At 48.6% G+C, this 8,288-nt stretch carries 7 protein-coding genes; 1 reads left to right on the top strand and 6 read right to left on the bottom strand.

Features of this window, described 5'->3' with window-relative positions; all coding sequences use genetic code 11:
- Positions 1-223 precede the first annotated feature (223 nt).
- The 5 genes from SFV55_RS00905 to SFV55_RS00885 all read right to left on the bottom strand — a co-directional run bounded on the left by SFV55_RS00905 (position 224) and on the right by SFV55_RS00885 (position 6,526).
- Positions 224-355, bottom strand: coding sequence for a hypothetical protein (locus SFV55_RS00905; RefSeq protein ID WP_320027558.1), 132 nt, complete (start codon positions 353-355; stop codon positions 224-226).
- 81 nt (positions 356-436) lie between these two features.
- Complete coding sequence (locus SFV55_RS00900) at positions 437-2,968, bottom strand: SUMF1/EgtB/PvdO family nonheme iron enzyme (RefSeq protein ID WP_320027557.1); 2,532 nt, start codon at positions 2,966-2,968, stop codon at positions 437-439.
- A 29-nt stretch (positions 2,969-2,997) separates the two neighbouring features.
- On the bottom strand, positions 2,998-4,149 hold the full coding sequence (locus SFV55_RS00895) for an SIR2 family protein (protein ID WP_320027556.1): 1,152 nt from the start codon (positions 4,147-4,149) through the stop codon (positions 2,998-3,000).
- A 60-nt stretch (positions 4,150-4,209) separates the two neighbouring features.
- Positions 4,210-5,310: an AAA family ATPase gene (locus tag SFV55_RS00890; RefSeq protein WP_320027555.1), complete on the bottom strand. Its 1,101-nt coding sequence runs from the start codon at positions 5,308-5,310 to the stop codon at positions 4,210-4,212.
- Positions 5,311-5,317: 7 nt separating this feature from the next.
- Positions 5,318-6,526, bottom strand: a complete 1,209-nt coding sequence (locus tag SFV55_RS00885; RefSeq protein WP_320027554.1) for a DUF2201 family putative metallopeptidase — start codon at positions 6,524-6,526, stop codon at positions 5,318-5,320.
- A 194-nt stretch (positions 6,527-6,720) separates the two neighbouring features.
- Between SFV55_RS00885 and SFV55_RS00880 the strand changes: the two genes are divergently transcribed.
- Positions 6,721-7,317: a Uma2 family endonuclease gene (locus SFV55_RS00880; RefSeq protein WP_320027553.1), complete on the top strand. Its 597-nt coding sequence runs from the start codon at positions 6,721-6,723 to the stop codon at positions 7,315-7,317.
- Between the two features lie 51 nt (positions 7,318-7,368).
- Here SFV55_RS00880 and SFV55_RS00875 read toward each other — a convergent pair whose 3' ends face one another.
- Positions 7,369-8,121 carry a hypothetical protein gene (locus SFV55_RS00875; protein WP_320027552.1) on the bottom strand — a complete coding sequence of 251 codons (753 nt, stop codon included), beginning with the start codon at positions 8,119-8,121 and terminating at the stop codon, positions 7,369-7,371.
- Positions 8,122-8,288 lie beyond the last annotated feature (167 nt).

Genomic DNA, 8,288 nt, shown 5'->3' with positions numbered 1-8,288 from the left:
CCGCTCTATCGCTTTGATTTTCCATCCCTTTGGAATATCTTTAGCTTGACTTATTTTCACGTTCCCTTCGTTTTGAACCTTTTCAAAGGTAAAACGGGGGGAACTTTTTTCCCAATTCTGAACACCCTACCCTTCGGGGTTGAAATCAGCGCTCAATTTAGAACCAATCGACCCTGCCTTTCAGGGGTCGGGGGTTCTCAGGTTTCGCACTATTTTGTGCTGCTTACTCCAATTTTAAGGCATTTGCCCTATCCACACCCGGGCCATATTTTTTCCCTTTACGCGCCTTTTTTAAAGCCAGCAACAAATTATCAAAGGCTACAATTTGGTTTTTCAGGCGATTATATGTCTTCATTTAAAAAAATTTTGGCGCTTCGCGCCTTTTCTTGCTAAAGCGACAGGCACAGTGTAAAAGGGTAAGAGGGATAAAGGGTTGTTAGTGCCGGACTAACCGAAAACCAAAGTTGCTGTCGCTATAAGTAGTATTGTACCAACCGCGGTCGGACACCCGACAATAGTCCAAAAAGCTGCTCCAGGAGCCGCCGCGCAAAACTCGATAATCTCCCATAGTTACCCCCGTAGGATTTTTTATAGGACTAATTGCATAATAGTTCTCTTCATACCAATCCCAACACCATTCCAAGGCATTGCCACTCATCCCATACAGCCCTAAACGATTGGGCTTTTTAGCAGTACAAGACCGGGTTCTGCCATCACTGTTGCCAACATGCCAAGCTACGGAATCCAGCTCATTGCTCCCGCTGTACACAAAAGGGGAATGATATGGTCCACCTTTGGCTGCATATTCCCACTCAGCTTCGGTAGGCAATCCATAACCGTTCGACGATTCAACCCGTGAAAAGGAGCCATGCCCATTTTCTTTGTAATGAAGAGTAAGTTTTTGCCTTTCACTCAGCCAGTTGGCATATTCCACAGCCTCATACCATTCGATATTCACCTTTGGATTATCTCCCGCTTTCTCCCAACTTGCTGTTTCAAAATCATCAATATCCAATCCCATCACCTTACAATACAAATGCCATTGCCACACCGTAGTTTCGGTTTTGGCCATTGCAAAATCATCCAGGGTCACCTTATGCCTTGGTTTTACATCGTCTTGACAAAGGCTGTCCACTTTTTCATCACAACCCATCATAAAAGAGCCACCCTTTATTTTAATCATCTCAGGATAATAGCGGTTCCAGCACTTTTTATAGTTTTTGGCGTCGAATGTTTTGATGGCCTGGCGCAACAGCTCCCGTACCCTGGGTGATTTTTGCCCAGTCGTTAGCCTCAGCACAGCCTGGGTTGCACGGTCAGCATCCAGGCGCAGGGCATGGCGCAGGATTTTTCCCGCTCGTTTAAACTCGCCTATTTCCGTATACCAAAAGGCAACTTCCAACATAGCCAGGGCTACTTCTCGTTTGGCAGCGCCTAATTTAGCAGCGTCTCCCATTTTTTGTAGGGCGGCGGCGTAGTTCAGGTCGAGGATATGGCCTTCGGCTTCCTTCAGGTTGGAAAGTACTACTTTGGCTGTGGCCTGTTCCAGGTTGCGCAGGGTGAACAGGGAAGCTATTAAGGAAATGACTGCAATGACCGCCAGGGTAATTCCACCGATGGCGATGCGGTTGGCCTGGCGGCGTTTGCGCTGCTCTTCGGCTAGTTTTTGAGCGGCTTCTTGGCGGGCTGCGGCTTCGGCTAGTTGTTTTTCCTGAGCCAGGCGCTCTTCTTTGGCGCGCAATACCGGGGCTACCAGTCGGTCGTGCGCCAACTCGTAGGTGTAGCCCCCGCGCAAAAATGGCTCGGCGCGCAGCAGGCGGCTGTTGACCAGCAGTTCCAACAAATCGGCATCCACACCGTACTGCCGGGCAATCTGGGCTTCGTGCAAGGAAAGGCGGATGTTTTCACCTTCCATCACCAGGCCTTCTTCGATGAGTTTTCGAGCCGCAGCGTGGCTGGCCTCATCGGGCAGTACCGCCAGTTTATCGTGGTAATAATTGGCAATGATTTGCTCCAGATCGCCCAGATGTTGGAGGCCTACCTCGCGGATGCCCTCTTTTTCCACCCATTTTTCCTCGATGTATTGGCAAAGCAATTGCAAGAGGATGCCCTCTACGCGCTGGTCGTCCTGAGGGTCTTGCAGGAAGTGTAACAAGGCTTGCAAAGCTGGGGCCGACCAGGTAAAGGGTGGGGTACAAAAACTACCCGATTGTTGGGCGGGTTTAACAATGGCGGCTTCGGCATCAGCGGCTTGGAGGGCGCGTAGTTCAAAAAGGTTGCGCAGGATGGTCGGTAGCGGTTCGGCCAGTTGGTGCAACAGGTGCATGCGGTCGGAGCGAATGGCAAAGAGCACATGGGTGCCCAGTGGGGCTTCCAGCGCCGCTTCTTCGGCGCTACTCAACTGTTCGCCCAAAGGGCCTTCCAGCAGGCGTTGGTAGCGCAGGGGAAGTTCGTCGAGCAACAACTCGGCCAATTCCTGCCGAAAAGCCCGCACTGCGGCTTCCGGATAGGTAAACAGTTCTTCAAACTGGTCAAAAACCAACAAAAGACGGCCTCCACCCTGGAGTTGGCGGTTTTTGGCACAACGCCACAAGGAGGCCTCGGTGGGCAGGATTTTGCTCAGGATGGGTGAGTCGGCTTTTTCAGCACTCAGGTAAGCTTTGGTGATGTCAAGTGGGGTGTCGCTTTTTTCTTCCGTCCAGGCCCCAAATTTGATGACCAGAGGCTCAAATTCTCCTTCTTTTTGGCAGCGCGGTAAAATCCCGGCATTGAGCAAGGAACTTTTGCCCAGGCCACTTTTGCCGTACAAAACCACCAGGGCTTCGCGCCGAATCAGGCGGTAAAGATCCTGGATTTCCTGATCCCGGCCATAAAACACTCCACTTTGGGCACTGCTGAAAGGCTGTACGCCAGGGTAACGGTAAGGCAAGGGGGAGTTTGTATTGGGCGAGGACTGGGTATTGCTCATAGGGCCTGCTTTGAGTTGAGGTATCTATTTTATTTTCCTAATCCTGCCGCTTTATCCACCAGCGCCAGCGATAACTCACTGATCTGGTTGTATTCGATGCGCAGGTCTTTTTCATCGATGGTGCCCCGGTTTTCGCGTTGACGCAGCAGGTGGTAGCGATTGCGCAACACCAAAAGTTCATTGATGAGGGCATGGCTCTGGGGTTTGCGCCGATCCAGGTACACCTGCAGGTACAAAAATGCTTGTTCCAGCTGAGCCAGAGCGATCAGTTCCTTGATCTCCTCGGGGCTACGTTCCTCCAGCTTAGCCAGAGCAGGGTCAGGAGGAGGCAGCGTTTTTAGCAGCCCAGCTTCTCCACAAGCGCCGTAGAGGTTTTGCACAAAAACCTCGGGCTGATTCGGGTGAAAATTGATTTTAAACTCTTCCTTGTAGAGGGTTTCCAGTTTATTGTTCGACAGTTTTTCCAGGGCCGTACGCACTACGCCACGCAGTTTTTCGGAGTGTACCGACAAAACGCGGAGCAGGAGTTGGAAATACCATTTTTCGTAGGGCAAACCCAGAAAAATGTAGCGTTCGGCGCTTTCCAGTTCTTCGCGCAGCTCCGGGTGCATGCTATTCCCGTTAAAAACCGATTCCAGGTAATCAAAAAAATCGCTGTGGGTCAGTACAATGCTGTCTGGCGCTTCTATATTGCCCATCAGGTTGTAGATCATGGGCTTGTGGTGCGAAGGCTTCTCAAAAACCTTGCTATGTGGGCGTTTGCGGAAGTAGAAATCCGGCTGGTAGGGCAAACCCAGTTCGTCGAACTTGCGCGCCAGAATATTGTCGGGCACCAGGGATACAATGAGGTGAAATGGGATTTTGGCCAACTGCGCCAAACGGGCGTCCATGGCGGGAAAAGCCTGATTGTAAAAACTTTTGATCTGGCGGGTTACATTGCGCTTGTGGCTGCGCTCTTCCCGAAACAGAAAGAAGCCGTCATCGTCGTTGTAGACTTGAATAGAAGGATGATCCTTTTGTTCTACCCCCAGCCATTCCGCCAGTGCGTTTTCAAAACTTTGTTCAGGAGCGATTTGATAAAAGCCGCTGCCCAAAAAGAGCACACATTTTTCAGCTTCAATGCTATCGATGATGTTTGCCCAATCGAGTTCTTTTGAAACAGGGTTTAATGTTTCAGTCATAATTACTTGGGTTGTGTTGGTGCCGGGCTTAAATATATAAAAATTTGAGAAAAAATACTTTTACATCTGTTTCAACAACAACCTCCCCAATTCCACATCCCCCAACAACCCTTTCAAATTCGTCTGCCCCCCCGAAGTCAAGTCCTTCAATAAAGTGAACCGAATGTCATTCGGAATAAAATCAATTTTTAAAAAGGCCTTCAAATTATTGAGTTGTGCTGGACTCAACGATTGGGCATCTTGCAGCAGATAATTCGCCAGTCGGGTACACAAAGCCGCAATGATGTCCACGCGGATTGGCTGCTTGACCACCATTTTTTGAAAAGGCAGGAAAACCTCTTTTTCAAAATCCTGCGCATTACAAATCTGCTCCGGGGTAATCAACTCGCTCAGGTTGTGGTTGACAAAAGAAATAAAAGCTGTGGCGCTTGGTTCGTCCAAACAGGAATCGGCCAAAATGCGTACCAGTCCCAGGTTGGCGCTCAGGTCTTGGATTGATTTAATGGCTTCAAAAAACTGCACTAAAGTACGCGGGGTAGTGCGTTGCCCGGTGATGATTTCGGGATAGAGCAGTACAAAATTGATGCCTCGGGCATCCACTTCGTTTTGTTCGGCCCATTGCACCCAGGTTTTGAGGTCAAACTCCAGGGTTACGTGCAGCATGCGGGTCAGCATCGCATCGTCCATAGGGGTGACAGAATAATCTCCACCATCGGGGTTGGCGGTCAGGATGATTTGCCATTGGGGCGGCAATTGCCAAGAGATCAGCTCATGGTTTTGCAACAACTGCATGATGCCGCGCAGGATGCGTTCATCGGCGCGGTTGACATCGTCGATCAACAAAATACCAGGGCCGGGGGAGTCAGGAACCCAGGCGGGTGCCCGAAAAACGGTTCGTTCCCCTTCAATGGCGGGCATGCCGACCAAATCCCCCATTTCTTCAAATTGAGCAGGAGCGATATAGGCGTATTGGTAGCCGTTTTGCCGGGCGAGGTTTTCAACGATCTCGGTTTTACCAATGCCGTGGCGGCCCCAGATGCAGATGGGTGATTTGCGTTTCCCCTCTTCTTCCAACACCTGATTGGTGTGGAAGATGTGGTGGATGAAAGCTCTAAGCTCCCCGGCATTTACTTTGGTTCCGTAGTATTGGTAGTTGTGCATTTTTAATCTACATACTTATTTTCCTTCCCGGCAAATGTTCCCACTGCCCATTTCCACCCTTTTTTTCCCCGCTAATCATCCACAACAGTGGCTTTCGGCAGGGCAAGCTTGGCGCAGGACCCAATCCATCGGTGAAATACACCACAGCATCTGCATCCGATTGTTGATTAGCGTAATGGATGGCAACATCAAAATGGGTGCCTCCCCGGCCAGCAACCACTGCAGGAGTTGTACCCCGATAAATATAGGCATTGTTGATCTGGGTGTCGCACTCCAGGATAAAAATTTCGGTGCCCAGGCGCCAAATTTGCTGGATCTCCTGAAAAAAGGCCTGGATTTCAGCATCGGCTATACTCGCCGAAGTATCCAGGGCAATGAGCAATTTGTGTTTATTGCGGATGCGCAAACCTGGATTGGTGCTATAACGCCGGGAAGGTTTACGCAGGGTATTTTGCAAAAAGGTACGTTGCCCAGCCCCAACAAACAAACGTAGAAAGCGCCGCCAGTCCAGGGTCAGTTCATGGCTGATGGCCAGTTGCTTCAGCTGTTTTTGTAACCCTCCCGGCAGGTTGCCCTGGCCTTTGGCCCCTACGCGCTGAATGGCTTGTTGTACAATTTGCTGTATGCCCGTTTCCAGTACTTTTTTTTCCGCTGCACTCAAGCTACCTATTTCATTTTGCCACAATTCATGCCCTGCAAGTGGCCCCGTGCCCGTTGCCATCAAAGCCGACAAATTCGGGCTGATGATTTGACCACGGCGCAGGGTTTTGTTCCAGGCATTGGTCAGTTCATCGTAGTAGGCATCGACGGAGCGGAAGGGTTGCAAATCCAGTTCAGGGAAGAGGTTCATGGTGAGTGAAGCTGGGCTGAGCTGTTCGGGACTCAAATATTGGTTAATTACCAAATCAGCTGCCATGTGGAAGAGGCGGGTGTTGGCAAAATCTTGTTCCCGCAGCAAGTGCTCAAATATCAGGTGTAAGACTTCGTGTTTGAGTGCCCCAAGTCGTTGTGCTGGGGTGTTCAATTCCTCTTGCCAGTAAGTTGGATTGATGGTAAGTTTGGGCGTTTTGTTGGCATTCACCCCCAATGACAGACTTTGAATCTCAACATTGAGCTCTTTGACCAATCCCGTCAGCACATGCCCGTAGAAGGGCTCATGCAGGATGAGCTGGATGCTGGTTTGGGTGATTTGGTCAAAAATCTGTTGGGTCTGCATGTTTGCAAAGTAACGCAGAAAAATTAAATTCCCGATTTAGGTTTTGAAAAGGAAGTCGAACGCTTCATTTCAAGTGAGCTTCCTTTTCAAAAGCCTAAAAAAAAATCGGGAAGTAATTTTTTGCGTCATACAAGGTAATTTTTGGGTTCATTTATTCGAAAAAGCTTTAAATTGGACATCGAAACAAGTACACTATGGCCATCATTCTTGCTGATTCAAAAATTGAGAAGGTAAACTGGGAAACGTTCCGCGAAATAGAACTCGCCGACGATGACTTGTTTATCTACGAACTTTTTGATGGAGAAATTATGAAGAGATCTGCCCCCAGCCTCATCCACCAGCGCATCAGCCGCAAATTGTTGGGAAAAATGGATGCTTATATTGAGGAAAAAAAGTTAGGCGAAGTTTTTTCCGCCCCGGTCGACCTCAATCTTGATGAGCACAATGCCTTCCAACCCGATTTAGCCTTCATCAGCAAAGAACGTAGTTTTTTAATCGAAGATGACGACTACATCAAGGGGGCACCCGATTTGGTTGTTGAAATCATCTCACCGGGTACTGTCAAAAAAGATCGGGTCATCAAAAAGGACCTTTGTGAACGTTTTGCAGTTCGGGAATACTGGTTGGTTGATCCACTCAACAAAGGCATTGAAATTTACATCATGCAAGAAGACAAATACGTTTTGCACGACCTACAGGAAATTACTGGAAAAATCAGCTCTACGGTCTTGAACGGATTTGAATTGGATCTAGGACATATATTTGGAGAGGAGATACAGGAGGAAAAATAAAAGGTTCCAAGGTTTGATTAAACCTTGGAACCTCATATTTCGTGTAAAGATTTACTTCATCTTCTTCAAGATTTCACGCGCATCCTTGGCGAAAGAGCTATCCTCATCCTGCGCGATGGTTTTTAATTTTGATTCAACAGCAGCATCCATTGGTCCCAACTTCAGGCAAGCCAAAATATAATTCCACTCACCTTTTTCATTAAATTTGGATTCGTTGGAATCAGCAGCTATGGCAAAAGCTTTTTTAGCAGCACTGTAATTCTTCAAACCTACCAATGCGTGCCCCAGATAGTATTGGGCTTCCACATACAAGGCATCACCTTCAGGAATCCGGGAAAAATCTTCAATTGCGTCAGCATAGCTTTCTTCTGCCAAAGCCTTTTTAGCTGCGGTTAAGGCGTTTTGTGGAACGGAACCGCCGCGCATACTTTGAGCATCAGGGGCTTCGTAATAGCTGGCAAACAGTTCATCTCCACTTGGTGCAGGCATCAGAAATGGGCGAGCAAAAAATACCAGCAGCAAAACAGCAGCAGCAGCACCCAAAATAAAAATACTGCGGCGAAAGTTAATGATTCGGCCACCGGAAGCTGCTCGATTGCCTTCCTTTTCCCATTGCTTTAAATCTTTCCGCAAGCTTTCTTCTACTCCATAATCCAAGGCGCTCAAACTCAAGCGGTATAATTCTTCAGCCTGGCGCAACTCTTCGTTGCTGCCGAGTTCCCGTTCAAAGTTCTGACGATCTCCTGTCGACAATTCCCCAGCATGGTACTGGTCGATTCGGTCGTAATAATTTTCAAGCTTCATAACACATCTTTAAGTTGTTTGACCATGCCTGGATTTTTTTCCAGGAATTCCATCAAGGCCAGGTGGCAGCGGTACTTAATTTTGCGGGCGTTAGCCTCGCTGCTGAGTTGCAAAGCATCGGCAATTTCAGCCATTGAGTACGACAACTTCCACATCTCCAACACTTT

The sequence above is a fragment of the Haliscomenobacter sp. genome, assembly GCF_033763495.1.
GTDB lineage: Bacteria > Bacteroidota > Bacteroidia > Chitinophagales > Saprospiraceae > Haliscomenobacter.
Note: the sequence above shows the minus strand (reverse complement) of the source record. Positions and strands in the feature narration are given on the sequence as shown.

Bases quoted from the DNA above. Each gene is read 5' to 3' on its own strand.
- SFV55_RS00905 (WP_320027558.1), bottom strand. From the start codon at position 355: ATGAAGACATATAATCGCCTGAAAAACCAAATTGTAGCCTTTGATAAT.
- SFV55_RS00900 (WP_320027557.1), bottom strand. From the start codon at position 2,968: ATGAGCAATACCCAGTCCTCGCCCAATACAAACTCCCCCTTGCCTTAC.
- SFV55_RS00895 (WP_320027556.1), bottom strand. From the start codon at position 4,149: ATGACTGAAACATTAAACCCTGTTTCAAAAGAACTCGATTGGGCAAAC.
- SFV55_RS00890 (WP_320027555.1), bottom strand. From the start codon at position 5,310: ATGCACAACTACCAATACTACGGAACCAAAGTAAATGCCGGGGAGCTT.
- SFV55_RS00885 (WP_320027554.1), bottom strand. From the start codon at position 6,526: ATGCAGACCCAACAGATTTTTGACCAAATCACCCAAACCAGCATCCAG.
- SFV55_RS00880 (WP_320027553.1), top strand. From the start codon at position 6,721: ATGGCCATCATTCTTGCTGATTCAAAAATTGAGAAGGTAAACTGGGAA.
- SFV55_RS00875 (WP_320027552.1), bottom strand. From the start codon at position 8,121: ATGAAGCTTGAAAATTATTACGACCGAATCGACCAGTACCATGCTGGG.